The sequence below is a fragment of the Pseudonocardia adelaidensis genome, assembly GCF_039543345.1.
Classification (GTDB): domain Bacteria; phylum Actinomycetota; class Actinomycetes; order Mycobacteriales; family Pseudonocardiaceae; genus Pseudonocardia; species Pseudonocardia adelaidensis.
The window spans coordinates 132,840-157,326 of sequence record NZ_BAABJO010000008.1 but is presented as its reverse complement, the minus strand read 5'-3'; the positions used below and the strand labels follow the sequence as shown (position 1 = coordinate 157,326).

Here is a 24,487-nt window from a genome sequence, read left to right as displayed (position 1 = left end):
GCTTGGGGGACTTCGTGTTATCACACCGCGAAGGCCGCCATCACCCCCGCCGCCACGGCGGCGCGCTCCACCATCCCGTCGACGCTGACGTGCTCGTGCCGCGCGTGCGCCCCGCCCCCCACGGCGCCGAGGCCGTCGAGCACGGGGAGGCCGAGAGCGGCGGCGAAGTTGCCGTCGCTCGCCCCGCCCACGGCGGTCTCGGGCAGGTCGACCCCGAGCTGCGCGGCCGACGCACGTGCGAGGGCGTACATCGAGCCGATCGCGGGGCTGCGTTCCATCACCGGCCGGTTCCAGCCGCCCGTCACGGTGACGGCGGCGCGGGGGTCGTGCGCGCGCAGGCCGGCGAGCACCGCGTCGATCCGCCGCTGCGCCGCGAGCGACGACACACGCACGTCGATCCGCGCCTCCGCGGAGCCCGCGACGACGTTCGGGCGGGTGCCGCCCCGCAGCACCCCGACGTTCACCGTGGTGCCCTCGGCGAGGTCGGTGGCGTCGTGCAGCACGCGGACGGCGCGGGCGGCCTCGTCGATCGCGCTCGCCCCTGCCGCCGGGTCGAGGCCCGCGTGCGACTCGACCCCGCGCACGTGCACGTCGAACAGCCCGACGCCCTTGCGCGCGGTCTTCACCGCGCCCCCTGCGCTCGCCTCGAACACGAGCACGGCCGCCGCGCCCGCGCACGCAGCCTCGATGTGCGGGCGGGAGAACGGGCTGCCGATCTCCTCGTCACCGGTGAGCACCAGTCGGAGCGGCGGGTGTGCCACCCCGGCCGCGCGCAGGGCCCGTACCGCCCAGACGGCCTGCACGAGCCCGGCCTTCATGTCGAACACGCCGGGGCCGCTGACCCGGTCCCCCTCGACGCGCACCGGCCATGCGTCGAGCGTGCCTGCGCTCCACACGGTGTCGTAGTGCGCGAGCAGGGTGAGCGGGGCGCCCACGCCGTCGTGGTCCAGCACCACGACGTCCCCGTGCGCCGTGGCCTCGTGGTGGACCCGCGCGGACGGCGGACCGAGCCGGTCGGCCAGCCACGCCTCCAGGTGCGCGAGGCCCTTCGCCAGCAGCCCCGGGTCGTCGCTCGGCGTCTCCCGCTCGGCGTAGGCGACGAGGTCGGCGACGATCTCGGCGCGCCACCCCGCGAGCAGCCGGTGCACCGCGGGGACGTCGACCGCGGCCAGCACCGACGGACCCGGCACGGTCATCGCAGCGCCCCCGCGAGGTCGGCGATGCGCTGCTCGGACATGGCGGCCCCGGCCTCCAGCTCGCCGATCTGCGCGACGAGGCGCTCCAGCCCGGGAACGGCGATCCCCAGCCGCCCGGCCCGCTCCAGCACCGGCCGGTAGTGCGTGGGCACCTCGGTGGGACGGTGGCGCACGGCGATGTCGCGCCAGATGCCGCTGCGGTCCTTGGCCTGGGTCCGCAGCCAGGCCACGAGGGCGTCGGTGGCGGCGTCCGCCGCGGCCGGGTCGGCACCGGCGTAGGGAGCCGGGTCGAACGCGTCGAAGGGCTCCAGTGCGATCCCCTCGGCCGCGGCCACGGCGTAGACCTCCCCCGCGAGCGCGTGCATCACACCGCGGTGCCGGTCGATCAGCTCGGCCATCGGCGCGTCGGCGAGCGCGGTGGCCACGAGCATCGCGCCGAACCCGAGCTTCGACCACAGGTACCCGGAGACGTTCGCGGTGGCGCGCGCGGGTCCCCACGCCTGCAGGTCCGCCACGACCTCGCGCACCCGGGCCGATTCGCGGCCGTCCGGCTCGCCGACGACCAGTGCGCCGAGCCCGCCGTCCCGGATCTCCCCCGGCGCCACGACGTCGGCGAACAGGTTGACGAACGCGCCGACGGTCCGCTCCGTCCCGACGCGCGTGGCGATCGCCTGCTCGTTGAGCCCGTTCTGCAGCGAGACGACGAACCCGTCCGGTGCCAGCCGGGGCGCGATCCAGTCCAGCGCCCGGCCGGTGGCCTGGGCCTTCACGGCCAGCAGGACGCGCTCGACCCGCTCCGGTCCCGCCTCGTCGGGGGTGAACGCGGCGGCCACCGGCGCGGCGGTGCGCTCGTCGCCGCGACGCACGACGATCCCGTGCTCGCGGACGGCGCGCACGTGCTCGGGGTCGGCGTCCACGACGGTGATCTCGTGCCCGGCCCGCGCCAGGTGGTGGCCCAGGGTGCCGCCGATGGCCCCGGCGCCGACGATCACGTAACCCTGCTTCATACGAGCTCCTCGCCCTTCGTCTCGGGCATCGTCGCGTAGACGGCCACGCCGACGAGGGCGGCGAGCGCCACGTACAGCCACACGTAGCCGCCGAGCCCGTTCGCGTTCATCCACGTGGTGATGTACGGCGCGGTGCCGCCGAAGATCGCGACGGCGAGCGCGTACGGCAGCCCGATGCCGGTGCTGCGCACCTCCGCGGGGAACTGTTCGGCCATCACCACGGCGCAGTTGGCCGAGTAACCGGCGATCAGCGTGACGCCGATCAGCTCCACCACCAGCAGCGCCCAGAACCCGCCGACCGCGAGCAGCTGGAACAGCGGCCAGGACAGCACGACGAAGCCGATCGCGAACGCGAGCAGGGTGGGCTTGCGGCCGTAGCGGTCGGACAGCAGTGCCACGAACGGCAGGAGGCACAGGAAGTACGCGATCGCGATCGTGTTGGCCAGCAGCGCCTGCGTGATCGGGATGCCGATCGCGGACTTGGCGTAACCGGGCATGTAGCTGATCCACACGTAGTAGGTCAGCGTGCCCGCGATCGTGATGCCGACGACGCGCAGCGCGGCGACCGGGTGCTCGGTGAGCATGCCGACGATCGGGTGCCGGGCCCGGGTGCGGCCCTCGCCGCTCGCGCGCCGGAAGCTCTCGGTCTCGTCCACGCTCACCCGCAGCCAGAGCCCGACCAGCCCGAGCAGGCCGCCGACGGCGAAGGCGACGCGCCAGCCCCACGCCTGCATCGCCGCCTCGCTGAGCGAGGAGGTGAGCACGAAGCCCATCAACGACGCGATCAGCGCCCCCGCGCCGACCGAGACCTGCTGCCACGACCCGGCGAACGCCCGCCGGCGCGGCGCGGCCGACTCCACCAGGAACGACGAGGACGAGCCGAACTCCCCGCCCGCGGAGAAGCCCTGCACGAGCCGGGCGAGCAGCAGGACCAGCGGCGCGGCGACGCCGATCGCCGCGTAGGTCGGGGTGATCGCGATGACGAACGCGGCACCCGCCATCAGGCTGATCGTGAGCATCAGCCCCTTCTTGCGGCCGTGCCGGTCGGCGTACGCCCCGAGCAGGGCGCCGCCGATCGGGCGCATCACGAACCCGACGGCGAAGACCGCGAGCGTCGACAGCAACGCGACGGTCTCGTCGCCCGGCGCGAAGAACTGGCCGGCGAAGACGGGCGCGAGCGTGGCGTAGACCGCCCAGTCCACCCACTCGACGGTGTTGCCGATCGAGCCGGCGAGGATCGCCTTGCGCTGCGCGGGCGTGAGCCGGGTGCCGATGACTGCTTCGGTCATGGTCGGTTCTCCTGGTCGAGCAGGTCGGCGGCGAGCGCGGCGATCTCGGCGTGCGTGGCGAACCAGACGTCGCCGTGGCCCGCGATGTGCGCGATCAGGTCGCGCAGGACCACCAGGCGGGACCGGTGGCCGATGACGTGCGGGTGCAGGGTGAGCTGGAAGAGCCCGCCCTCGGCGCGGGCGGCGTCGAACTCGTCGCGCCAGATCTCGAACAGCGCCCGCGGCGGCGTGTAGGGGCGCAGCGCGCCGTAGCGCTCCATCATCAGGTACGGGGCGTCGTCGCGGATCCACTCCACCGGGATCTCGACGATGCCGGTGCGCCTGCCCTCCGCAAGCAGCTCGTAGGGCTCGTCGTCGGCCATCAGCGACGAGTCGTACCGGAGCCCGAGCTGCTCGATGATCGACAGCGTGTTGTCGGAGAAATCCCAGCTCGGGGTGCGGATGCCGACCGGGCGCGTGCCGGAGAGCTTCTCGAGGGTCTCGACGGCCCGGCCGGTGAGGTCGAGCTCGGCACCGCGTTCGAGCAGCATGTTCCGCTCGTGGATCCAGCCGTGCACGGCCACCTCGTGCCCGCCCGCGGCGTAGGCCTCCACCTCGCCGGGGTGCAGCAGCGCCGACACCGCGGGCATGAAGAAGCTGGCGCGCGCACCGTGCTCCGCGAGCAGCGCGAGGATCTTGGGCGCCGCCACCCGCGCGCCGTACTCGCCCTGGGCGAGCTTGCCCGGCCGGGTCTCGCCGTCGCGCAGCGGGATCGTCTCGTGGTCGGAGTCGAACGAGAGCGCGACGGCCACCCGCGCGCCTCCCGGCCAGCTCGCGGGTACGAGCCGCCGCCCCGCCCGGACCCGCTCGACGTGACCGCGCCACGTGGGCTCGTCCCACTGCCAGGGTTCCGTCATGAGCTCCGCTCCCTCGTTCCGTCGGGGTTGATGCGCACGTAGGCCCGCTTGAGGGTGCGGGTCTGCAGCGTCATGTCGGCGGCGCGCACACCGGGGAGCGCACCGACGACGTCGGTCAGGTACCGGTAGAGGTCGCCGTAGCCGGGCAGCACGCCGTGCAGGCACAGGTTGAACCGGCCGGTAGTCGCGCTGACGTACTGCGTGGACGGCTGCTTCGCCAGCTGCGCGCCCGCGTTCTCCAGCTCGCCCGGCTCCACCTCGAGCCACTGCATGAACTCGATGCCGAGCCCGATCAGCGGCGTCTCGAACAGGGTGCGGAACCGCAGGCAGCCGCGGCGCACGAGCGACTCGACCCGGCGGGCCGCCGTCGACTCGGACACGCCGGACGCGGCCGCCAGCTGCGCGTAGCTCGCCCGGCCGTCGGCGGCGAGCAGCCGGGCGATCGCGAACTCCTGCTCGGTGAGCCGCTCCGGCTCGCTCCACTCCCGGTGCCCGGTGCGCGCCCGGGGCGGGCGCAGCCGCGCCACGGCCTCCGGCGGCAGGAGGCCGGTGTCCCACTCCTCCACGGCGGAGAACTTGCGGACGACCATCATCGACTCGGTGTCGGTGATGTCGCCCGCGCGCGGCAGGCCGTCCACCAGCACGCGGGTGACGTCGTGGTGGTCGCGGACCACGATCTCGGCCGCCACGTCGGCGCTGCCCGTGACGACCGTGACGAAGCGGGCCTCCGGCAGGTCGGCGAGCGCGGCCGCCACCGCCGTGGCGCTGCCGGGCCGGCACCGCATCCGGACCATCAGCGAGATCCCGAGCCCGCACCGCAGGTGGTCCAGCACGCCGGTGACGCCGACGAGCCCGGAGTCGATCAGCTGCTGACCGCGCCGCGCCACGGTGGACTCCGGCGCGCCGAGCGCACGCGCGACCTGCGTCCAGGACGCGCGGCCGTCGAGCTGCAGCGCGGCGACCAGCCGGCGGTCCAGCTCGGTCAGGCTGACTGTCTCACCCACAGTGCCACTATCAGTTGAGAGAATCCCTCATGTCAAGCGGCGGCGATGGGAAAACCAGGCAGCCCGGAGCGTTGCAGCAAAGCCACTTCCATGCAACGAGGTGGCAGGAAAGTGGCTTTGCTGCAACCCCCTGGTGCGTCAGGGTGCGGGCATGACGATCACCGGCTCCCCGCACGTCGCCCTCGTCACCGGCGCCAACCAGGGCATCGGCGCCGCCACCGCCGTCGTACTCGGCCGCCGGGGCGCCGCGGTGCTCGTGGCCTACTTCCGCCCGGGCGACGACGAGGGCCAGCCCGCCGAGTACAACCGCCTGCGCCGCGGCGACGCGGCCGACGTCGTGGCGGAGATCGAGCGGGCAGGCGGGCGGGCCCGCGCGGTGGAGGCCGACCTGCGCGACCCGGCGAGCCCCGCCCTGCTGTTCGACGCAGCCGAGGAGCGGCTCGGCCCGGTGGACATCCTGGTCAACAACGCCAGCGGTTGGGTGCAGGACACCTTCACCCCGGCCGAGAGGGACAAGTTCGGCCGGCCGATGCGGCCGGTGACCGCGGAGACGTTCCGGCAGCAGTTCGCCGTCGACGCGATGGCGCCCGCGCTCCTGATCGCGGAGTTCGCCCGCCGCCACCGCGCCCGCGGCGCCACGTGGGGGCGGATCGTCGGCTCACCTCCGGCGGGCAGCACGGGTTCCCGGACGAGGTGTCCTACGGCGCCGCCAAGGCGGCGCAGGAGAACTACACGATGTCGGCGTCGGTGGAGCTCGCGGCCCACGGCGTGACGGCCAACATCGTCTACCCGCCCGTCACCGACACGGGCTGGGTCGACGACGAGGTCCGCGCCGGTGTCGCCGCGAGCACCGAGCACACCCACGTCGCCGCGCCCGAGGAGGTGGCCGAGGTGATCGCCTGGGTCGTCTCCGAGGAGGCCCGCCTGCTCAACGGCAGCGTCCTGCGGCTGCGGTGACCCCCTGAGGCCGTGAGTGGGAACGAGTGCTCCAGCACTCGTATCCACTCACGAGGACCGGAGGTCCAGCCCCAGGTCGAGGGCGCGCACGGAATGGGTGAGCGCGCCGACGGACAGGTAGTCCACCCCGGTCTCGGCGTAGGCCCGCGCGTTCGCGAGCGCCAGCCCGCCGGACGACTCCAGCAGCGTGGGCCGCTCGCCCCTGCGCCGCACGGCCTCCCGCGTCTCCTCGACGTCGAAGTTGTCCAGGAGCACCAGCCCGGCCCCGAGCGTGAGCACATCGTCGAGCTGGTCGAGCGTGTCCACCTCCACCTCGTACGGGAGGTCGGGGGCGGCGGAGCGGGCCGCGGCCAGCGCGGCACCCACCGAGCCCGCGGCGGCCACGTGGTTGTCCTTGATCAGGACGGCGTCGCCGAGCCCGAGCCGGTGGTTGACGCCCCCTCCGCAGCGCACGGCGTACTTCTCCAGCAGCCGCAACCCGGGCAGCGTCTTGCGGGTGTCGCGGATGCGGGCGCCGGTGCCGGCCACGGCGTCCACCCAGGCGGCGGTGGCCGTCGCGACGCCGGAGAGGTGGCAGAGCAGGTTGAGCGCGGTGCGCTCGGCGGTGAGCAGCCCGCGCACCGGGGCCCGGACGACCAGGGCGGGCTCACCCGCCGCGAGCCGGTCGCCGTCGGCCCGGGTCTCCAGGACCTCGTGCTCGCCCACCACCTCGTCGAGGACGGCGCGCACCGCGGGCAGCCCGGCCAGCACGCCCGGCTCCCGCGCGGCGAACGCCGCCACGGCCACGGCGTCGGCCGGCACCGTGGCCGCGGTGGTGGCGTCCGGTCCGTAGCGCAGGTCCTCGGCGAGGGCCGTCGCGACCACGCGCTGCAGGTCGTCCAGGTCAGGGCCGCTCAGCACCCCGGTCATGCCGCCACCACCGTTCCGGTCCGCACGACCGGTCGGCCGGCCGTGTCGAGTGTGAGTTCGAGGCTCGCCCGCTGCCAGCGGTCGTCGCGCTCCGGGAAGTCGGTGCGGACGTGGCAGCCGCGGCTCTCGGTGCGGGTGCCTGCCGCGGCGAGGACCGCCTGGGCGACCAGGGTGAGCGCGGCGTCCTCCACGGCCGCCCGGTCCTCCGGTACGGCCACCGCGGTGGCGCACTCGACCCGGTCGGACGCCGCGGCGAGGCCCGCGGCGTCGCGACCGATGCCGGCAGCGACCGTCATCGCCTGCTGCACGACCGCGCGCGGCGCGATCGGCACCGCGGGCGAGGCGACGAGGCACGCGGCCGCGGACCGGACCGCCCCCCGGTCGGCGGCCGCCGCACGCGCCGCCCTCGCCCCGATCACGAGCCCCTCCAGCAGCGAGTTGGAGGCGAGCCGGTTGGCCCCGTGCAGGCCGGTGCGCGCGACCTCACCGGCGGCGTAGAGCCCCGGGACGGACGTGCGCCCGTGCAGGTCGGTGACCACGCCGCCGCACGCGTAGTGCGCGGCCGGGGCCACGGGGATCGGCTCACGCGCCGGGTCGATCCCGGCGTCCCGGCAGGCGGCGTGGACGGTGGGGAACCGGTGGGCGAAGTCCGGGATCGCTGTGCCGTCCAGGTGCACGCAGTCGGCGCCGGTGGCGGTGAGCGTGCGCGTGATCGCCTTCGCCACGACGTCGCGCGGGGCGAGGTCGGCGAGCGGGTGCACGCCGGTCATGAACCGGCGGCCCGCGCGGTCGAGCAGCACCCCGCCCTCGCCGCGCACGGCCTCGGTGACCAGTGGCCGCCTGCCCACCGCGGGGCCGGTGTAGAGGACGGTGGGGTGGAACTGCACGAACTCCAGGTCGGCCACCGTGGCGCCGGCCCGCAGCGCGAGCGCGACGCCGTCGCCGGTGGACGTCGCGGGGTTCGTGGTGCTGGCGTACAGCTGCCCGTACCCGCCGCTCGCCAGCAGCACCGCGGGTGCGCGCAGCACCCCGGGGCGGCCCGCGTCGTCGAGCACGGCGAGCCCGGTGACCGCCCCGCGGTCGTCGCGCAGCGCGTCGACGGCGACGTGTCCGGTGAGCAGCGGGAGCCTGCGGTCGGTCGCCGCCGCGACGAGGGCCCGCTCGACCTCGGCACCGGTGGCGTCACCGCCCGCGGGCACCACGCGGAACGCCGAGTGCCCGCCTTCACGGGTGCGGGCGAGCGCCCCGTCCGCCCGCCGGTCGAACACCGCGCCCCGGGCCCTGAGCCGGGCGACGGCGGCCGGGCCGTCGGTGAGGATCTCCGTGACGGCCGCGGCGTCGGAGAGGCCCGCGCCCGCGGTGATCGTGTCGGCGACGTGGGCCTCGACGCTGTCGCCCGGCACGTCCCCCAGCACCACGGCGACGCCGCCCTGCGCGAAGCGGGTGGAGCCCGCGTCAACCGTGTCCTTGGTCACGACGACCACCCGCAGGCCGAGCTCCGCGGCGTCCAGCGCGGCGGTGAGCCCGGCGACCCCGGACCCGACGACGACGAGGTCCGCAGCGGCCTCCCAGGTCGCGTTCACTCGCCACCCCCGGGCTTCCCGATCTCGATCATCCGCTGGACCGCGGCGCGGCCGCGGGCGGCGAGCTCGGGGTCGACGTGCACCTCGTCCCGGCCCTCGCGCAGCGCGCGCAGCAGCTTCTCGGGAGTGATCATCTTCATGAAGCGGCAGGACGCGCGGTCGTTGACGGCACGGAAGTCGATCTCTGGCGCGGCGCGGCGGAGCTGGTGGAGCATGCCGACCTCGGTGGCGACGAGCACCGAGCTCGCGCGCGACGTGCGGGCGGCGTCGAGCATCCCGCCGGTCGAGAGGATCTTGACCCGCTCGGCCGGCACCGCCCCGGTGCCGGCGAGGTAGAGCGCCGAGGTGGCGCAGCCGCACTCGGGGTGGACGAAGAGCTCGGCGTCCGGGTTGGCCTGGGCCTGCGCGGTGAGGGTGGCGCCGTTGATGCCGGCGTGCACGTGGCACTCCCCCGCCCAGACGTGCATGTTCTCCCGTCCCAGGACGCGGCGGACGTGGGCGCCGAGGAACTGGTCGGGCAGGAACAGCACCTCCTTGTCCGCCGGGATCGAGGCGACGACCTCGACGGCGTTGGAGGACGTGCAGCAGATGTCCGTCTCGGCCTTCACCGCGGCGGTCGTGTTGACGTAGCTCACGACGACGGCATCCGGGTGCTCGGCCTTCCACTCCCGCAGCTGGTCGACGGTGATCGAGTCCGCGAGCGAGCAGCCCGCGGCGGCGTCCGGGATCAGCACCGTCTTGCCGGGGCTGAGGATCTTCGCGGTCTCGGCCATGAAGTGCACGCCGCAGAACACGATCGTCGACGCGTCCGACTCGGCCGCGATCCGCGAGAGCGCGAGCGAGTCGCCCGTGTGGTCGGCGACGTCCTGGATATCCGGCAGCTGGTAGTTGTGCGCGAGCAGGACGGCGTCGCGGCGGCGGGCCAATGCGCGCACCTCGTCGGCCCACCCGGGTTCGAGCGACCTGCCGAGCGAGGACTCGGCGATCGTCGGGCTTGCGGTCATGACCCCTCCCTAGTTTTCGACTCTCAGTCGGAAACAGGTCGGATACTAACAGCGGGACCGCGACCACACCCCCCGCTCGTGACCGGGAACTCACCCCGGCGCAACCCGGTGTTCACGCCGCGCACAGGGGCGGGCACCCTACGATCCGCACCATGGCGCGCCCGACGGAGCACGAGGTGCTCGCCGCGGTGCTCCAGATCCGCTGCGGGTCGCTCCAGGTGCTCGCCTGGCAGCGCGCACTACCCCCCGACTCGGGGCGCTGGTCCCTGCCCGGTGGCCTGCTCGGCGACGACGAGGACGTCGAGCAGTCGGTGCGCCGCCAGCTCGCCGAGAAGGTCGATCTGGGCGAGGTCACCCACGTCGAGCAGCTCGGGGTCTTCAGCAGGCCGGACCGGGTGCCGGACGTGCGGCGGGTCGCCACCGCGTTCCTCGGGCTCGTGCCCTCCGACGCCGACCCGGCCGTGCCCCCGGACACGCAGTGGCATCCGCTGGCAGCGCTCCCGCCCACGGCCTTCGACCACGCCGCGATCGTCGCCGACGCCCACGACCGGCTCCGGGCGAAGCTCTCCTACACCAACCTGGGTTTCGCGCTCGCCCCGCGCGAGTTCACGATCTCCGCGCTGCGCGATCTGTACGTCGCCGCGCTCGGGCACCCGGTCTCGGCCACCAACCTGCAACGCGTGCTGACCCGGCGCCAGGTCCTCGAACCGACGGGTGCGGTGGCCCCGCCCGGACCCGCGGGCGGCCGGCCGGCGGCGCTCTTCCGCTTCACCGACCACGTCCTGCGGGTCACCGATGCGTTCGCGGTGCTGCGCCCACCCACCGGACCGCCGAGCGGACCCGGCGAAGCCACCCGCGTCGTCGTACCGTAACGCCGTGGCCGAGACGCTCCCGCTGTTCCCGCTGGGCACGGTGCTACTCCCGGGAGCCACGCTGCCACTGCACGTCTTCGAACCGCGATACCGGCAGCTCACGGTCGACCTCGTCACCGGTGCGGTGCCCGACCGGGAGTTCGGCGTCGTCGCGGTCAGGGAGGGCTGGGCCCCCGACGACGACGGCATGGCTGGCCTGCACGCCATCGGCTGTACGGCGGTCCTGGACGACGTCCGGCGGCTGCCCGACGGCCGCTTCGACCTCGTCACGCGCGGCGCCCGCCGCTTCCGGCTGATCGACCTCGACGCCGACTCCAAGCCGTACCTGGTGGGCTCGGTGGAGCCGCTCCCCGACGACGCCGACGACGACGCCGACGACGCGGTCGGCGAGCTCACCCGCGTCCTGTCCACGGCCGCGCGTGCCGCCCACCGCCGCTACTGCAGCACCGCGTGGAAGACGGGCGACTGGGCGGAACCGGAACCCGACGTCGAACCGGGCACGCTGCCGCACGTCCTCGCCGCCGACTGCCTGCTGCCCATCAGCGACCGCCAGCGCCTGCTCGAGCTGACCTCGCCCGTCGAACGGCTACGGCTGGTGCGCGCGCTCCTGGCCCGGGAGACCAGCCTGCTCGCCCAGCTCCGCGCGGTCCCCGCGCCGATCACCACCTACGCGGTGGACCACAGCGTCAACTGAGGCCGCACGAACCGCACCCACAGCGCGATCAGCACCGGGGCCAGGTACTCCGGCAACAGCGCCACCCCGACCGACAACCGCGACACCGACATCGTGAACACCATCTGGTTGGCCGCGAGGCTGATCACGCAGTACGCGCCGACCAGCCACCAGTCCCGCCGAGCGATCCGCATCCGACCCCGCCGCACCACCACCGCCACGGTCATGAGCGCCACTGCCGCGACGAGCATGCGCCCCTGCGCCACGTTCGCCGCCGGCAGCCCGGTGCTCGCCATCGCCTTCAGCGCCGCGGCCGCGCTCCCCATCGCCAGCGCGGCGCCGAGTGCCAACCACAGACCCGTGAGCTGCTCGCGGAGGTCGCCGCCCCGCCCTACATCTCCCAGCACGACGGCCGGGCCCCGCACTTCCACTACGCCGAGCACAACGCGCCGCTCGTGCACCGCATCAAGGCCTACACGGCGGGCGGGCTCGCCCACCCGCTCTGCGAGGACCCGGGGCGCATCGGCCGGTGCGACCGCTGCGGCACCGTCTTCGTCGACACCTCCCGCAACGGCCGGCGCCGGTTCTGCAGCGCCCGCTGCGCCAACAGCACCCATGTCGCCGATCACCGGAAGCGCCGTCGGCTCCGGTGATCCGCGTCAGCCGGAGCGCTTCACCGGTACGACGTCGACGAGGGCGCCGATGCCGACGAAGTCGTCCGGGTTGCTCGTCAGCAGCGGCATCCGCGCTGCTGCCGCGGTCGCGGCGATCTGCAGGTCGAGCCGACGAGGGCGAGGGTTGCGGCCCGCGGCCCTGACGAGCGTGGCGAGTGCGCCGTAGAGCTTCGCCTCCTCGACGCCATAGGGGATGACCTCGTACTGGTCGAGGATCCGACGCAGGCGGGCACGCCGTGCGTCCGGGTTCGCGCCGAGATCGGCGCCGAAGGCGAGCTCTCCCATCGTAATCGCGCTGATCACCGGGGCAAGATCGTGCAGGCCCTCGAAGTCGAGCTCACCGGCATCGATGACGACCGAGGTGTCGAGCAACGCCGCAGTGATCACGTCAGTACTCGATGCGGTCGTCGCCGAAGATCAGATCATCCGCCTCGCGGTCGCGATACCACTGATCCACGTCGATGGGCGGGAGCTTCCGCACGTCCTCCTGGAACTCCCTCAGGGTCTTCCGCCGCTTCGGTTCCCGTGCGTGCGGCACCAGGTCGGCCACGGGCCTGCCGTTGCGGGTGATGACGAAGCTCTCCCCCGCCTCGACCCGGCGCATGATCTCGCCGCTCTCGTTGCGCAACTGCCGCTGGGGGATGGTCTCGGGCACGCACCAACCGTAGCAGTCTCGTGCTACGATACTGCTACACGTCAGACCTCCAGACCGTTGCGGTCCACCAGGCACCCGTCGGGCCACTCGGCGAGCGGCGCGCGCACCTCCCGCACCATCGACGCCCCGCCGTAGACCTGCACCCGGCCGTCGGCACGGATCATCCGGGTCCCGCCGGAGACGCGCACCCGATCGCAGCGCTCGTAGTACGGCGCGACGTGCTGCGCCACGCCACCAGTCGCAGCTCCGGACGGCCGCTGGACCAGCTGCGCGTCCCCGAGAAGTCGGCTCTGGGGTGGGGGAAGGCCTCCCCGAGGAGGCCGGCGAGCCTGCCGTGCTCGTCGTCCGCGAGGTCGTCCTCCCAGGCCACCGCCCAGGCGGGCTCAGCGGCTCGTGCGCTCACCGTGCCGGCTGCAGCGCGCCGTCCAGCGCGTCGGCGTCACCTGCACCACCATGCGCCGCGCGCAGTCCGGGCAGAACCGCGGCGGCTCCAGCACGCGCCGCTCGGCGCAGCGGGCGTGCCCGCCCTCCGCCGCGGGCTTGCCGCACTGGTCGCAGAACATCAGATGGTCTCGCTGAGCGCCTTGATCGGCATCTGCAGCTCGCCGAGCAGGTCGATGTCCGACTCCGCCGGCCGGCCGAGCGTGGTCAGGTAGTTCCCGACGATCACCGCGTTGATGCCGCCGAGCAGGCCCTGGCGGGCCCCGAGGTCACCGAGCGTGATCTCCCGGCCGCCCGCGAACCGCAGCACGGTGCGCGGCAGGGCCAGCCGGAACGCCGCCACCGCACGCAGCGCGTCGCGCGCGTCGAGCGGCTCCAGATCACCGAACGGCGTGCCGGGGCGGGGGTTGAGGAAGTTGAGCGGCACCTCGTCCGGGGTGAGCGCGGCCAGCTGGGCGGCGAACTCCGCGCGCTGCTCGACGGTCTCCCCCATCCCGAGGATCCCGCCGCAGCAGACCTCCATCCCGGCGTCGCGCACCAGCCGCAGCGTCTCCCACCGCTCCTGCCACGTGTGCGTGGTGACGACGTTCGGGAAATGCGAGCGGGCGGTCTCCAGGTTGTGGTTGTAGCGGTGCACGCCCATCGCGGCGAGCTCGTCGACCTGCTCGGGGGTGAGCATCCCGAGCGAGCAGGCGATGTTGATGTCGACCTCGTCCTTGATCGCCGCGATGCCGGCGGCCACCTGCGCCATCAGCCGCTCGTTCGGGCCGCGCACGGCCGCGACGATGCAGAACTCGGTGGCCCCGGTCTTCGCCGTCTGCTTCGCGGCCTCCACGAGCGACGGCACGTCGAGCCACGCCGAGCGCACGGGCGAGTCGAACAGGCCCGACTGCGAGCAGAAGTGGCAGTCCTCGGGGCACCCACCGGTCTTCAGCGAGATGATCCCCTCGACCTCGACCTCCGGCCCGCACCAGCGCATCCGCACTTCGTGCGCCAGCTCGAGCAGCGGTTCGAGGGCCTCGTCGGGGAGCCGCAGGACGTCGAGCACCTGCGCCTCCGTGAGGCCGACGCCCTCCCCCAGTACCTGGGAGCGGGCGGTGTCGAGGATGGCGAACTGCGTCGTCGTCACGCGTCGGGAGTCTGCCATCCGCCACCCAGATCGGGCGCCAGACTGTGACGCGCGACGGCCCCGAACCGCTCCGGATCGAGCGCGCCCGCGCCGTCGGGCAGCGCCCCGAGCAGCGGGACACCGCTGGTGGCGGACAGGTCGCCGAGGTTGCAGCGGGCGGCGAGGTCCGGCTCGGCGGGCAAGGCGCCGACGACGACCCCGGGGCACGTGAGCCCGCGGCGCCGCAGCGCCTCGACGGTGAGCTCGGTGGCGTTGAGCGTCCCCAGCCCGGCTGCGGCGACCACCAGCACCGGGGCCGCGAGGAGCGCGGCAACGTCGGCCAACGTGCCGTCGTCGGTCATCCGCACCAGCAGCCCGCCCGCCCCCTCGACGAGCACCAGGTCGTGGTCGGCAGCCAGCTTCTCGGCGGCATCGGCCGCGGCCCGCGGCGGGACCGGGGCCACCCCGGCGCGGCGGGCGGCGGTGGCGGGCGCGAGGGGCTCCGGGTAGCGGGCGAGCTCGCAGCCGGTGGTGCCGGGCACGAGCCGCAGGACGGTGGCGACGTCGCCCGGCTCGCCGTCCGCCACGCCGGTCTGCGCGGGCTTGAGCACGGCAACCCGGTCGCCGCGGGCCGCGGCGACCGCGGCGATGGCGGCCGTGACGATCGTCTTGCCGACCTCGGTGCCGGTGCCGGTGACGATCAGGATCACGCGTTCACCGGGGCGAGCACGTCGGCGAGCACCGCGCGGACGTGCGCGAGCTCGGCGTCGGTCACGGTGGCGCGGGCGGTGAGCCGCAGCCTGCTGGTGCCCTCCGGCACCGAGGGCGGCCGGAAACACCCGACGCGCAGGCCCCGCTCGGCGCACCGGCGCGCCGCACCCACGGCGACGTCCGGCTCGCCGAGCACGACGGCCACCACCGCGGACGGCGGCGCGGGCACCCCGGCGGCGTCCGCCAGCGCGGCCGCCACCCGCAGGACGGCGCCCGGCCGCTCCGGCTCGGCCCGCAGCACGGCCAGCGCCGCGTGCGCCGCGCCGACGGACGCGGGCGCGAGCCCGGTGTCGAAGATGAACGAGCGCGCGGTGTCCACCAGGTGCGCGGTGACGGCGGCCGGCCCGAGCACCGCACCGCCCTGGGCCCCGAGCGACTTCGACAGCGTGACGGTGGCCACCACGTCGTCGGCGCCGGCCAGACCGGCGGCGGCGAGCAGCCCGCGCCCGCCCGGCCCCACCACGCCGAGCCCGTGCGCCTCGTCCACGACGAGCAGCGCGCCCCGGCGGCGGCATACCGCGTGCAGCCGCGCCAGGGGCGCCAGGCCGCCGTCCACGCTGTTCACGCTCTCGGTGACGACGAGCGCCCGCTCCTCGGTCCGGGACGCCAGCACGGCGTCGACCGCGTCGGGGTCGTCGTGCGGGACGACGGCGACGCGGGCGCGGGAGAGCCGGCAGCCGTCGATGAGCGAGGCGTGGTTGGCCGCGTCCGACACGACCAGCGCGTCCGCGCCGGCGAGCGCGGTGAGCACGCCGAGGTTGGCGGCGTACCCGGAGGAGAACACGAGGGCGGCCTCGGCCCCGCAGAACGCCGCGAGCTCCGCCTCCAGCTCGGCGTGCAGGTCCGTGGTGCCGGTGACGAGCCGAGAGCCGGTGGAGCCGGCCCCCCAGGTCCGCGCCGCCCGCACCGCGCCCTCGACCACCCGCGGGTCGCCTGCGAGGCCGAGGTAGTCGTTGCCGGCGAGATCGAGCAGCGGCTCGCGCGGGGTCCGAGGCCGCAGCTCGCGGCGCAGCCCGGCAGCGCGGCGGCGGGCGGCGTGCGGTTCGAGCCAGGCGAGCGGGTGCGCGGGATCGGGGGACGTCACGAGCGGAGACGGTAACCCGCGTACGAGGATGAGCGCATGGCTGTGATCCGTTGGGCGACGTTCGACTGTTTCGGCACCCTCGTGGACTGGCGGCACGGGATCGCGAACGGCATCGACCTGCTGTTCCCCGGGCAGGGCCGGACGCTGGTCGAGGCCTACAACGGCCACGAGCGCGCGGTGCAGACCGAGTCCCCCGGCATGCGCTACCGCGACGTGATGGCCGAGGCGCTGCGCCGCGCCGCCCGCGACGCGCGGCTCGACCTGCGCCCGGACGACACCCACGTCCTCGGCGACACGATCGCGTACTGGCCGGTCTTCCCGGACGTCGCGGCGAACCTGACCGAACTGCGCGCGGCGGGCTGGCGGATCGCCCTGCTGACCAACTGCGACCAGGACATCATCGGGGAGACCCAGCGTCGGCTCGGCGCCCCGGTCGACACGGTCGTGACCGCGGAGATGGTCGGTTCCTACAAGCCGAACCACAACCACTTCACCCGCTTCGAGGAGTCGTTCGGGGCCACTCGCGACCGTTGGGTCCACGTGGCGCAGAGCTACTTCCACGACATGGAGCCGGCGAAGGCCCTCGACGTACCACGGGTGTGGATCAACCGCTACTCCGACGTGCGCGACCCCTCGATCGCCGACGCCGTTCTGCCCGACCTGTCCGCCGTGGTCGAGACGGTCGAGAGCGTGAACCGGAACGCACGGGCGTGAACGCGCAACCGGGGATCTTCGCGCTGGGCACGCCGGAGCACGGCTACCTGGAGTTCGACCTGGCGCCCGGCGCCGAGCCGGTCGCGCTCGTGTCCGCCGCCGCCGGGCTCGTCGAGCCGCTGTCGACCACGGGCGGGGTCAACCTCGTCGTCGGGTTCCGGCCCGAGCTGTGGGCCGAGGTGGCCGACCCGGCCGACGTACCGGAGTCGGCCCGCGGCTTCGACCGGCCGCTCGTCGGCGCCGGCGGCTGGACGATGCCCGCCACGCAGCACGATGCGTGGATGTGGGTGGCGGGCGGTGACCGGACGGCCGTGTTCGACAACGGGCGCGCCATCGTCACGGGCATGGCGTCGGTCGCTCGGCTGCGCCGGGAGGCCACGGGGTGGCTGTACCGCCACGATCGCGACCTCACCGGCTTCATCGACGGCACCGAGAACCCGTCGCTGCTGGAGGCGCCCGGGGCGGCGCTCGTGCCCGCGGGCGAGCCGGGTGCGGGCAGCAGCGTGGTGCTCGTGCAGATGTGGGACCACGACGGCGACGGCTGGGAGAGCCTCCCCGTCGAGGCCCAGGAGAACGTGATGGGCCGCAGCAAGCCCGACAGCATCGAGATGGACGACGACACCAAGCCCGCCGACAGCCACGTGGCCCGCACCGCCCTCGAGATCGACGGCGAGGAGCTGCCGATCTTCCGCCGGAACGTGGCCTTCGGCAGCGTCTCCCACCACGGCACCGCGTTCGTCGGCTTCAGCCGCGACCAGTGGCGTCTGGAGGAGATGCTGCGCCGGATGGCCGGCGTCGGCGACGGGGTGCGCGACGGGCTGACCCGCTACACCCAGCCCGTGACGGGGGCCTACTACACCGTGCCCTCGGTCGATGCCCTCGCCCGGTTCGCGCCGCCCGAGGAGGACTGACCGTCCGGCCTGCGGAACTCCTGCGCGTCCTCGTCGAGCACGAGGACCCGTGCGGTCGGGATGTCGAAGAACAGGCCGACCAGCGCGGCGTCGACGCCCTGCTCCTGCAACGCCGCCAGCTGCTCGGCGACGTTCACCATGGCCAGCGCCTCGACCTCGCCGTAGCCTGCGCCGAGCGCGGCCCGCCCGACCGGATGCCCGGCGCGCAGCGCGTCCAGGCTGCGCGCCCCCGCGGCGAGCCAGTCGCCGAGCGGGTCGCCGGGCCGCCGCGCCCCGTCGAGCAGCCCGCGCATCGCGCCGCACCCCGAGTGGCCGCACACGGCGATCAGCGGGACGTGCAGCACCTCGGTGGCGTAGTGCAGCGCAGCGCGCATCGACGTGCCGGCCACGAGGTTGCCCACGTTCTGCACGGTGAACAGGTCGCCGGGGCCGCTGCGGGTGATCAGGTGGGGCTGCACCCGCGAGTCGGCGCAGCACAGCAGCAGGCCCTTGGGCGCCTGGCCGTCGGCGAGCTCCTGCAAGGTCGGCCGGATGAGCTCCGCCGCCTGCGCGTGGTAGGCCGCGACACCGGCGAGCAACGGCGCGTGGGGCGTGTGATCGACTTCCTGCCACTGGGACCAGGTCGCGTACCCGTGCCGCGGCCGGTCGCCCTGCACGCGCGCCCCCGGCTCGGTCACGACCACCTCGGCGCCCCCGGCGCGCTGCATCGCCGTCCACGCGTCCAGGTGGTCGAACGCCGTGTGGTCGAGGTAGTCGACGACCAGCTCGACGCGGACCGGCGCGCCGGCCGGCACGGTCGCGAGCCTGCGGGAGAGCGCGGGCACCGACAGGAAGCTCAGCGTGCCCTCGACGACGACGCGCCACGGCGCCGTTCCACCGGGTTCGGCACCGTCGGGTGCGACGCCGGGCTCCACGACGCCGGGCTCCACGACGCGGGGTTCGACGACGCGGGGTTCGACGACGCGGGGGTCGACGACGCGGGGTTCGACGACGCGGGGTTCGACGACGCGGACGCGGGCGCGCACCGCGCGGCGCAGCATCACGAGGCCCGCGAGCACGACGCCGATCGCGACGCCTTCGAGGAGGTTCAGCCCGAGCACGCCCGCCACCGTGCCGACGTAGACGACCAGCTCCCCGTGCGAGCGGGCCGCCCGGATGTCGGAGGGCTTCACCAGCTGCGCGCCGACCACCACGAGCAGCCCGGCGAGCGCGGCGAGCGGGATCAGCTCGACCACCCCCACGAGCGCGATCCCGAACACCGCGACCCACACGCCGTGCAGCACGGCGGACGCCCTGGTCCGCGCACCGGACTCGACGTTGGTGGCGCTGCGCACGATGACGCCGGTGACGGGCAGCCCGCCCAGCAGGCCCGAGATCGTGTTCGCGGCGCCCTGCCCGATCAGCTCGCGGTTCGGGTTCGAGCGCGGAGCCTGCCGGCCCCGGGCGCGGCGCATGCGGTCCACCGCGACGGCCGAGAGCAGGCTCTCGATGCTCGCGATCAGGGCGATCGTGAGCATCCCGCCGACGATCCCCATCCACGGCAGATCCGGCAGCAACGCCGGCGGCGCGATCGCCCCGAGCAGGTTGCCGGGCAGCTCGACACGTGGGACGCCGGGGATCAGCAGGGCGATCGCGGTGGCGGCGATGACGGCGACCAGCGCGCCGGGGAGCAGGCGCACCCGGCGGGGCAGCCGCGGCCAGAGCAGCAGCAGCGCGATCGTGGCTGCGCCGATCAGCACCGCGTCCGGACGGGCCGCCGCGACCTGGGCCGGGAGCTCGGCGAGCGAGCGGACCGCCCCCGTCGGCGGGCTCCCGCCCAGCACGACGTGCAGCTGCGAGACCGCGATCGTGATGCCGATCCCGGCGAGCATCCCGTGCACGACGGCCGCCGGGATGGCCTGGCTGAACCGGGCGATCCGGGCGCAGCCGAACGCGATCTGCAGCAGCCCGGCGCCCGCGGTGATCAGGCAGGTGGCCTGCCAGCCGAACCGGGTCACGAGCTCGGACACCACGACGGTCAGCCCGGCGGCGGGCCCGCTGACCTGCAGCGGGGAGCCGCCGAGCAGGCCCGCGACCACGCCGCCCACGACCGCGGCGATCAGCCCGGCCATGAGCGGCGCGCCCGACGCGAGGGCGATGCCGAGTGACAGCGGTACGGCGACGAGGAACACGACGAGCGAGGCGAGCACGTCGGCCCGCACCGCGTCGGTGCGGCGCGGCGGGGCGAGCTGGACGGGGCGGGGCAGCGAGGTGGTCATCGGGCGCTCCGAGCAGTCGACGTCGGGACAGGGACCGCAGTGATCGGGGAACGACCTCCTCCCGCTGTCCGTTCCGTCAGATTTGTCCGGCTCTCGCCGGCCCCGCCCGGCGTAACCCGCCATTCATGTTGATCTGCAAGCGTGTGATCCATCCTGGTCGGAGGCTCGCCCGTTCGGTCCCACCAGCGGCCCGCTTTGCCCCTTTCGTGGGTACTTGCGAACCACGCGATCCGGTGATCCTCCGGTGAGGTGCGCGCTCGTGGGACCGACCGGATCGACCCCATTACCCTCAGCCGCCATGAGCACCGCCGCCGACACCGATCACCCGGCGCTCTCCCGGCGCCGCGAGCTCGGCGCCACGAGCGCCCGCTCGCTGCTGCTCACCGTGCTCGGCGAGTTCGTGCTCCCCCGCGACGAACCGGTGTGGACCCAGGTGCTCATCGACGTGCTCGGCGGTCTCGGCGTGGAACCGAAGTCGGCCCGGCAGGCGCTCGCGCGCACCGCCGCCGAGGGCCTGCTCGCATCCGACCGGGCGGGTCGGCGCGTCCGCTGGTCGCTCACCGAGCAGGGCCGCACGCTGCTCTCCGACGGCGCGGCCCGCATCTACGGCTTCGGCACCACCGTGCCCCCGTGGGACGGGCGCTGGCTGGTGCTGCTCGTCAGCGTGCCGGAGGCCCGGCGGCGGCTGCGACACCGCCTGCGCACCCGGCTCGCGTGGGCAGGCCTCGGCTCACCCGCGCCGGGCGTCTGGCTCACCCCGGACCCCGGCAAGCAGGCCGAGGCGGCCGACGTGATCGCCGATCTCGACCTCACCGCCGCCACGAGCTCCTTCGTCGGTCCCTTCGGCGCGATCGGCACGCCCCGGCAGCTGGTGGAGCTGGCCTGGGACCTCGCCGAGGTGGAGGCGGCCTACGAGGAGTTCCTCACCACCTTCTCCGATTCCACCCCGGACGGCCCGGCCGAAACCCTCGCCCACCAGATCCACCTCGTCCACGCCTGGCGGCGGTTCCCGTTCCTCGACCCGAAGCTGCCCGGCGAGCTGCTCCCCGACGGGTGGGCGGGAGCCAGGGCGGCGGCCCTGTTCGAACGCCTGCACGAGCGGTGGCGGCCCGTCGCGCAGCAGGAGTGGCACCGGCTCACCGGCGCCTGACGGACCTCCGTCGAAGGGACGCGGTCGGCCGGCAGGAGCACATCCACACCGGTGAGGCCGGGCCGCGTCCCGGCTGGATCCCCCCACGCCGCGCGCCTCCTCACCGCCGGCGGGCTGCGGACCGCCGAGACCGTCGTCGACCGGGGTCGAGGCGGCCCCGGAGGCGCTGACCGGCGTCCTGCGCGGCGACCGACATCGGGAAGATGCTGGTGCGGCTCACCTGACCGGCCCGAACGGCGGGGACCACCAGTCCTTAGCAAGGCTAAAGTCGGACGCGTCCGGACACCGATCACGGAGCCCCCCCGCATGACCTCACCACCTGACGCCACGGCCGGCACCCCGGCCGCCACCGCGGGAAGCCGCCGCTGGGTGGTCCTCGCGATCGGGGTGTGCGCACAGGCCTCGGCCTGCGCGTTCGTCTACGGCGCCCCCTTCCTCGTGCCGCAGCTGCGCGACACGCTGGGGCTGTCGCTCGCCGCCGTCGGCCGGTACGTCGCGGCGCCCGTGGTCGGGCTGCTGCTGGCGCTCGTGGCCTGGGGCGCGGCCGCCGACCGGTTCGGCGAGCGCCGCGTGATGTCGACCGGGTTGCTGCTCGGGTCGGCGGCGATGGGCGCGGCGGCGCTGGCCCCGGTCGGCGACTCCGTGGCGCGGCTGCTCCTGCTCGCGCTCGGCGGCGCCATGGCGGCGTCGGTGTTCGCGGCCAGCGGGCGGCTGGTCATGGGCTGGTTCCCCCGCCACGAGCGGGGCGTCGCGATGGGAGTCCGGCAGACCGCGCAACCGCTGGGGGTGGCCGTTGCGGGGTTCACGCTCCCCACCCTCGCCGCGTCCGCGGGCACGTTCGCCTCGCTCGCGCTCCCGGCCGCGCTCTGCCTGGTCATGGGCGTGCTGGTCGCCGCGTTCGCCGCCGACCCGCCACGGGCGGGGCTCGCCGCGGCGGCCGCGGCGGGGTCGCCGTACCGCACGCCGCTGCTGTGGCGGGTGCACGCGGCGAGCGCCCTGCTCGTGATGCCCCAGTTCGCGGTCAGCGCCTTCACGGTCGAGTACCTCGTGCGCGAGCAGGGGTTCGCCGTGGCGGGCGCGGGCGTCCTCGTGGGCGTGGTGCAGTTCGTCGGGGCCGCGGGCCGGATCGGCATCGGCTGGTGGTCCGACCGCGTGGGCTCCCGCATGCGCCCGATGCGCCAGATCTCCGTGGCCACCGTGGCCGTGCTCGCCGCGTTCGCCGTCGGCGATCTGTTCGCACCGTGGCTCGCTGTCGCGGCACTGGTCGTGGGCGGCCTCGTGACCGTCGCGCACAACGGGCTCGGCTACACGGCGACGGCCGAGATCGCCGGCCCCGCGTGGTCGGGCCGCGCGCTGGGCGTGCAGAACACCGGCCAGAACGTGTTCTCCGCGCTGACCCCGCCCGTGCTCGGTGCGGTGATCGGGACGGTCGGCTACGCCGCGGGCTTCCTCCTCGCCGCCGTCGCACCCGTCATCGCCACGGCCGTGACGCCCGTGCGCCAGGAGCGCTCACCGGAGTGGTGAGCCGATTATTGCCGACATAATTGTGCACAATCTCGTAGAAGGTTAGGCTGGCCCAGCGCCCCCGTTCACCAGCACCACTCACCAGCAGCTGAGCCCACCCAGCCCGGTCGGGTCGTTCCGTACAGCGCGGTATCGGACATCCAGCGAGGTCACGTGTTCACGTCCGGCAGCACGACCCCCACCGGGACCGGCCACCCGCCAGTTCGACGCCGGCCCCTGTGGGCGGCCGCCCTCGCCGCGGCCCTCATCGCCGCCGCCGCGTGCGGCACGGCGGGCCCGGGCATCGACGAGGCCCCGACGGCCCTCGACACCTCGCAGCCGTTCGGCGGCGACCCCTCCACCGAGGGCACCCCCGCCACCGGCGGAATCCTGCGGGTCGGCATGTACACCGAGGCCCGCTCGTTCGACCCGACCATCGGGTCGAACCTCATCGCGTCGGCGGTGTACGACTCGCTGCTGAAGCTGGACCAGCGCGGTGAGCCCCAGCCCTACCTCGCCGAGTCCATGACCACTCCGGACGAGGGCACCACGTGGCTGCTCACGCTGCGGCCCGGCGTCACCTTCCACGACGGCACCCCGCTCGACGCCGACGCGGTGATCTTCAACGTGTCCCGCCAGCGGGACCGGCCGACCGCGCTCGGGAACCTCTACACCGAGCCCATCGCCGGCATGCGCGCGGTCGACCCGCTGACCGTCGAGTTCACGCTGAAGCGTCCGACCGGATCGTTCCCGATGTCGTTCGCGCTGCCGTTCTCCTCCGGCAACCTCGGCGCGATCGCCTCGCCTGCCGCCGTGCAGAAGTGGGGGGCCGACTACGGACGCCACCCCGTCGGTGCAGGCCCGTTCGCGTTCGACGAGTGGATCCCGAACAACAAGATCGTCGTCAAGCGGTTCGACCGGTACTGGCAGCAGGGCAAGCCCTACCTGGACGGCATCGAGTTCCGCCCGCTCCCCGACACCGAGACCCGCTACGCGTCCGTGGCGAACGGCGACATCGACCTCGACATCGCCGGGTTCCACACCGAGGTGCACCGCTCCTCCCAGAACCCGCAGCTCGAGACGTACTACGGACCCGGCGGCGACGGCGAGTTCCTCTACTTCAACTTCACCCGCCCGCCGTTCGACGACCCGCGCATGCGCGAGGCCGTGATCCGCGCGATCGACCCCGCCGCGCTGTCCGCCACCCAGTACCGGGGCGCGATGGACGGGGCCACCACGGCCTTCGCCGAGGGCGACCCCCTCTACAGCGCCGAGGCGGCGCAGGCCTACCCGTCCTACGACCCGGAACGGGCCCGGCAGCTGATCGCCGAGTACCGCGCGTCCGGCGGCGACCCGAACTTCACGTTCCAGGACGCCAACTCGCCCAACAACGTGCAGTACGCCACGTTCCTGCAGGCGCAGTGGGCCGCGGTCGGCCTGGACGTGAAGCTCCAGCTCGACGACATCGCGACCGTCGTCACCCAGATCGTGCAGGGCGGCAACTTCCAGATGCTGCACTGGATCAGCGGGCCGTACGAGAACGCCTACCCGTTCATGTACAACCAGTTCCACACGGGCGGGATCAACAACTACGGCGATTACTCCGACCCGCAGGTGGACGCAGCGCTCGACGAGGCCGCGAGCACCACGGACCCGGCCCGGCGCACCGCCGCCTACCAGCGGGCCCAGCTGCTGCTCAACCAGGACCTCGCCGTCGTCTGGCTGGCCCGCGCGGCCAAGGCGGCGATCGCGCGCCCGAACGTCAGGGGCGTCTCCCGGTACCTGTCCAGCGAGCTGTTCTGGGGAGGCACCTGGCTCGCTCCCTGAT

Annotated in this window: 28 protein-coding genes; 10 read left to right on the top strand and 18 right to left on the bottom strand. The window is 74.4% G+C overall.

Features of this window, described 5'->3' with window-relative positions:
• Positions 1–20: 20 nt before the first annotated feature.
• The 5 genes from ABEA81_RS12800 to ABEA81_RS12780 are packed head-to-tail and all read right to left on the bottom strand — an operon-like array spanning position 21 to position 5,392.
• Positions 21–1,196 carry a M20 family metallopeptidase gene (locus ABEA81_RS12800; RefSeq protein WP_345605207.1) on the bottom strand — a complete coding sequence of 392 codons (1,176 nt, stop codon included), beginning with the start codon at positions 1,194–1,196 and terminating at the stop codon, positions 21–23.
• Positions 1,193–2,203 (bottom strand): ketopantoate reductase family protein, encoded by a 1,011-nt coding sequence (locus ABEA81_RS12795; protein WP_345605205.1) that lies wholly within the window; start codon positions 2,201–2,203, stop codon positions 1,193–1,195. Before ABEA81_RS12795 ends, ABEA81_RS12800 begins: the two co-directional genes overlap by 4 nt.
• Positions 2,200–3,492 carry an MFS transporter gene (locus ABEA81_RS12790; protein ID WP_345605204.1) on the bottom strand — a complete coding sequence of 431 codons (1,293 nt, stop codon included), beginning with the start codon at positions 3,490–3,492 and terminating at the stop codon, positions 2,200–2,202. The genes ABEA81_RS12795 and ABEA81_RS12790 overlap by 4 nt, the downstream gene beginning before the upstream one ends.
• Positions 3,489–4,388: a polysaccharide deacetylase family protein gene (locus ABEA81_RS12785; RefSeq protein ID WP_345605203.1), complete on the bottom strand. Its 900-nt coding sequence runs from the start codon at positions 4,386–4,388 to the stop codon at positions 3,489–3,491. The genes ABEA81_RS12790 and ABEA81_RS12785 overlap by 4 nt, the downstream gene beginning before the upstream one ends.
• Positions 4,385–5,392 carry an Lrp/AsnC family transcriptional regulator gene (locus tag ABEA81_RS12780; protein ID WP_345605202.1) on the bottom strand — a complete coding sequence of 336 codons (1,008 nt, stop codon included), beginning with the start codon at positions 5,390–5,392 and terminating at the stop codon, positions 4,385–4,387. The genes ABEA81_RS12785 and ABEA81_RS12780 overlap by 4 nt, the downstream gene beginning before the upstream one ends.
• 151 nt (positions 5,393–5,543) lie before the next feature.
• Between ABEA81_RS12780 and ABEA81_RS12775 the strand changes: the two genes are divergently transcribed.
• The gene (locus ABEA81_RS12775) at positions 5,544–6,164 is read left to right on the top strand and encodes an SDR family NAD(P)-dependent oxidoreductase (protein ID WP_345605201.1); all 621 of its coding nucleotides are present in this window, start codon (positions 5,544–5,546) and stop codon (positions 6,162–6,164) included.
• On the top strand, positions 6,086–6,349 hold the full coding sequence (locus tag ABEA81_RS12770) for an SDR family oxidoreductase (protein WP_345605200.1): 264 nt from the start codon (positions 6,086–6,088) through the stop codon (positions 6,347–6,349). The genes ABEA81_RS12775 and ABEA81_RS12770 overlap by 79 nt, the downstream gene beginning before the upstream one ends.
• 48 nt (positions 6,350–6,397) lie before the next feature.
• Here ABEA81_RS12770 and nadC read toward each other — a convergent pair whose 3' ends face one another.
• Genes nadC through nadA form a run of 3 tightly spaced genes read right to left on the bottom strand, consistent with a single transcriptional unit; the run spans position 6,398 to position 9,845 of the window.
• A complete protein-coding gene (gene nadC, locus ABEA81_RS12765) occupies positions 6,398–7,258 on the bottom strand; it encodes a carboxylating nicotinate-nucleotide diphosphorylase (RefSeq protein WP_345605199.1) in 861 nt (286 codons plus the stop codon).
• Positions 7,255–8,841 (bottom strand): L-aspartate oxidase, encoded by a 1,587-nt coding sequence (locus tag ABEA81_RS12760; RefSeq protein ID WP_345605198.1) that lies wholly within the window; start codon positions 8,839–8,841, stop codon positions 7,255–7,257. The genes nadC and ABEA81_RS12760 overlap by 4 nt, the downstream gene beginning before the upstream one ends.
• Entirely contained in the window at positions 8,838–9,845 is a 1,008-nt protein-coding gene (nadA, locus tag ABEA81_RS12755; RefSeq protein ID WP_345605197.1) for a quinolinate synthase NadA, read from the bottom strand. The genes ABEA81_RS12760 and nadA overlap by 4 nt, the downstream gene beginning before the upstream one ends.
• Positions 9,846–9,997: 152 nt before the next feature.
• Between nadA and ABEA81_RS12750 the strand changes: the two genes are divergently transcribed.
• Together ABEA81_RS12750 and ABEA81_RS12745 are read left to right on the top strand one after the other, a co-directional pair.
• Entirely contained in the window at positions 9,998–10,717 is a 720-nt protein-coding gene (locus ABEA81_RS12750; RefSeq protein WP_345605196.1) for an NUDIX hydrolase, read from the top strand.
• A gap of 4 nt (positions 10,718–10,721) precedes the next feature.
• A complete protein-coding gene (locus ABEA81_RS12745) occupies positions 10,722–11,411 on the top strand; it encodes an LON peptidase substrate-binding domain-containing protein (protein ID WP_345605195.1) in 690 nt (229 codons plus the stop codon).
• Here the strand turns inward: ABEA81_RS12745 and ABEA81_RS12740 are convergent.
• Positions 11,384–11,821, bottom strand: a complete 438-nt coding sequence (locus tag ABEA81_RS12740) for an EamA family transporter (protein ID WP_425570536.1) — start codon at positions 11,819–11,821, stop codon at positions 11,384–11,386. The two genes, ABEA81_RS12745 and ABEA81_RS12740, sit on opposite strands and share 28 nt — an antisense overlap.
• Positions 11,822–11,845: 24 nt before the next feature.
• Here ABEA81_RS12740 and ABEA81_RS12735 point away from each other — a divergent pair, with 24 nt between their 5' ends.
• Positions 11,846–12,043, top strand: a complete 198-nt coding sequence (locus ABEA81_RS12735; RefSeq protein ID WP_425570535.1) for a CGNR zinc finger domain-containing protein — start codon at positions 11,846–11,848, stop codon at positions 12,041–12,043.
• Positions 12,044–12,049: 6 nt separating this feature from the next.
• Here ABEA81_RS12735 and ABEA81_RS12730 read toward each other — a convergent pair whose 3' ends face one another.
• Genes ABEA81_RS12730 through ABEA81_RS12700 form a run of 8 tightly spaced genes read right to left on the bottom strand, consistent with a single transcriptional unit; the run spans position 12,050 to position 16,123 of the window.
• Positions 12,050–12,451: a PIN domain-containing protein gene (locus ABEA81_RS12730; protein WP_345605194.1), complete on the bottom strand. Its 402-nt coding sequence runs from the start codon at positions 12,449–12,451 to the stop codon at positions 12,050–12,052.
• Position 12,452: 1 nt separating this feature from the next.
• Positions 12,453–12,719, bottom strand: a complete 267-nt coding sequence (locus ABEA81_RS12725; protein WP_345605193.1) for a type II toxin-antitoxin system Phd/YefM family antitoxin — start codon at positions 12,717–12,719, stop codon at positions 12,453–12,455.
• Positions 12,720–12,760: 41 nt separating this feature from the next.
• Positions 12,761–12,949 carry a GNAT family protein gene (locus ABEA81_RS12720; protein ID WP_345605192.1) on the bottom strand — a complete coding sequence of 63 codons (189 nt, stop codon included), beginning with the start codon at positions 12,947–12,949 and terminating at the stop codon, positions 12,761–12,763.
• Positions 12,880–13,089, bottom strand: coding sequence for a GNAT family protein (locus tag ABEA81_RS42655; protein WP_425570543.1), 210 nt, complete (start codon positions 13,087–13,089; stop codon positions 12,880–12,882). Before ABEA81_RS42655 ends, ABEA81_RS12720 begins: the two co-directional genes overlap by 70 nt.
• 13 nt (positions 13,090–13,102) lie before the next feature.
• Positions 13,103–13,282 (bottom strand): biotin synthase auxiliary protein BsaP, encoded by a 180-nt coding sequence (bsaP, locus tag ABEA81_RS12715; protein ID WP_345605191.1) that lies wholly within the window; start codon positions 13,280–13,282, stop codon positions 13,103–13,105.
• Positions 13,282–14,289 carry a biotin synthase BioB gene (bioB, locus tag ABEA81_RS12710; RefSeq protein WP_345605190.1) on the bottom strand — a complete coding sequence of 336 codons (1,008 nt, stop codon included), beginning with the start codon at positions 14,287–14,289 and terminating at the stop codon, positions 13,282–13,284. The genes bsaP and bioB overlap by 1 nt, the downstream gene beginning before the upstream one ends.
• On the bottom strand, positions 14,286–14,978 hold the full coding sequence (bioD, locus tag ABEA81_RS12705) for a dethiobiotin synthase (RefSeq protein WP_345605189.1): 693 nt from the start codon (positions 14,976–14,978) through the stop codon (positions 14,286–14,288). The genes bioB and bioD overlap by 4 nt, the downstream gene beginning before the upstream one ends.
• Complete coding sequence (locus ABEA81_RS12700) at positions 14,975–16,123, bottom strand: 8-amino-7-oxononanoate synthase (RefSeq protein ID WP_345605188.1); 1,149 nt, start codon at positions 16,121–16,123, stop codon at positions 14,975–14,977. Before ABEA81_RS12700 ends, bioD begins: the two co-directional genes overlap by 4 nt.
• Before the next feature lie 36 nt (positions 16,124–16,159).
• On the opposite strand from ABEA81_RS12700, the gene ABEA81_RS12695 reads away from it, so the two are divergent.
• Both ABEA81_RS12695 and ABEA81_RS12690 read left to right on the top strand, forming a co-directional pair.
• The gene (locus ABEA81_RS12695; RefSeq protein ID WP_345605187.1) at positions 16,160–16,837 is read left to right on the top strand and encodes an HAD-IA family hydrolase; all 678 of its coding nucleotides are present in this window, start codon (positions 16,160–16,162) and stop codon (positions 16,835–16,837) included.
• Complete coding sequence (locus ABEA81_RS12690; protein WP_345605186.1) at positions 16,834–17,748, top strand: Dyp-type peroxidase; 915 nt, start codon at positions 16,834–16,836, stop codon at positions 17,746–17,748. The genes ABEA81_RS12695 and ABEA81_RS12690 overlap by 4 nt, the downstream gene beginning before the upstream one ends.
• On the opposite strand, the gene ABEA81_RS12685 is transcribed toward ABEA81_RS12690, so the two are convergent.
• Entirely contained in the window at positions 17,691–20,006 is a 2,316-nt protein-coding gene (locus ABEA81_RS12685) for a SulP family inorganic anion transporter (RefSeq protein WP_345605185.1), read from the bottom strand. The genes ABEA81_RS12690 and ABEA81_RS12685 overlap by 58 nt on opposite strands.
• Positions 20,007–20,304: 298 nt before the next feature.
• Here ABEA81_RS12685 and ABEA81_RS12680 point away from each other — a divergent pair, with 298 nt between their 5' ends.
• The 3 genes from ABEA81_RS12680 (at position 20,305) to ABEA81_RS12670 (ending at position 24,486) form a co-directional block, all read left to right on the top strand.
• Positions 20,305–21,156, top strand: a complete 852-nt coding sequence (locus ABEA81_RS12680; protein ID WP_345605184.1) for a PaaX family transcriptional regulator — start codon at positions 20,305–20,307, stop codon at positions 21,154–21,156.
• A gap of 306 nt (positions 21,157–21,462) precedes the next feature.
• A complete protein-coding gene (locus tag ABEA81_RS12675) occupies positions 21,463–22,680 on the top strand; it encodes an MFS transporter (RefSeq protein WP_345605183.1) in 1,218 nt (405 codons plus the stop codon).
• Positions 22,681–22,833: 153 nt separating this feature from the next.
• Positions 22,834–24,486 carry an ABC transporter substrate-binding protein gene (locus ABEA81_RS12670; RefSeq protein WP_345605182.1) on the top strand — a complete coding sequence of 551 codons (1,653 nt, stop codon included), beginning with the start codon at positions 22,834–22,836 and terminating at the stop codon, positions 24,484–24,486.
• The last annotated feature ends 1 nt before the right edge of the window (position 24,487 follow it).

What these genes read in the sequence shown, in the direction of transcription:
- ABEA81_RS12800 (WP_345605207.1), bottom strand. Translation starts at nt 1,196, where the DNA reads ATGACCGTGCCGGGTCCGTCGGTGCTGGCCGCGGTCGACGTCCCCGCG.
- ABEA81_RS12795 (WP_345605205.1), bottom strand. Translation starts at nt 2,203, where the DNA reads ATGAAGCAGGGTTACGTGATCGTCGGCGCCGGGGCCATCGGCGGCACC.
- ABEA81_RS12790 (WP_345605204.1), bottom strand. Translation starts at nt 3,492, where the DNA reads ATGACCGAAGCAGTCATCGGCACCCGGCTCACGCCCGCGCAGCGCAAG.
- ABEA81_RS12785 (WP_345605203.1), bottom strand. Translation starts at nt 4,388, where the DNA reads ATGACGGAACCCTGGCAGTGGGACGAGCCCACGTGGCGCGGTCACGTC.
- ABEA81_RS12775 (WP_345605201.1), top strand. Translation starts at nt 5,544, where the DNA reads ATGACGATCACCGGCTCCCCGCACGTCGCCCTCGTCACCGGCGCCAAC.
- nadC (WP_345605199.1), bottom strand. Translation starts at nt 7,258, where the DNA reads ATGACCGGGGTGCTGAGCGGCCCTGACCTGGACGACCTGCAGCGCGTG.
- nadA (WP_345605197.1), bottom strand. Translation starts at nt 9,845, where the DNA reads ATGACCGCAAGCCCGACGATCGCCGAGTCCTCGCTCGGCAGGTCGCTC.
- ABEA81_RS12750 (WP_345605196.1), top strand. Translation starts at nt 9,998, where the DNA reads ATGGCGCGCCCGACGGAGCACGAGGTGCTCGCCGCGGTGCTCCAGATC.
- bsaP (WP_345605191.1), bottom strand. Translation starts at nt 13,282, where the DNA reads ATGTTCTGCGACCAGTGCGGCAAGCCCGCGGCGGAGGGCGGGCACGCC.
- ABEA81_RS12695 (WP_345605187.1), top strand. Translation starts at nt 16,160, where the DNA reads ATGGCTGTGATCCGTTGGGCGACGTTCGACTGTTTCGGCACCCTCGTG.
- ABEA81_RS12685 (WP_345605185.1), bottom strand. Translation starts at nt 20,006, where the DNA reads ATGACCACCTCGCTGCCCCGCCCCGTCCAGCTCGCCCCGCCGCGCCGC.
- ABEA81_RS12680 (WP_345605184.1), top strand. Translation starts at nt 20,305, where the DNA reads ATGAGCACCGCCGCCGACACCGATCACCCGGCGCTCTCCCGGCGCCGC.
- ABEA81_RS12675 (WP_345605183.1), top strand. Translation starts at nt 21,463, where the DNA reads ATGACCTCACCACCTGACGCCACGGCCGGCACCCCGGCCGCCACCGCG.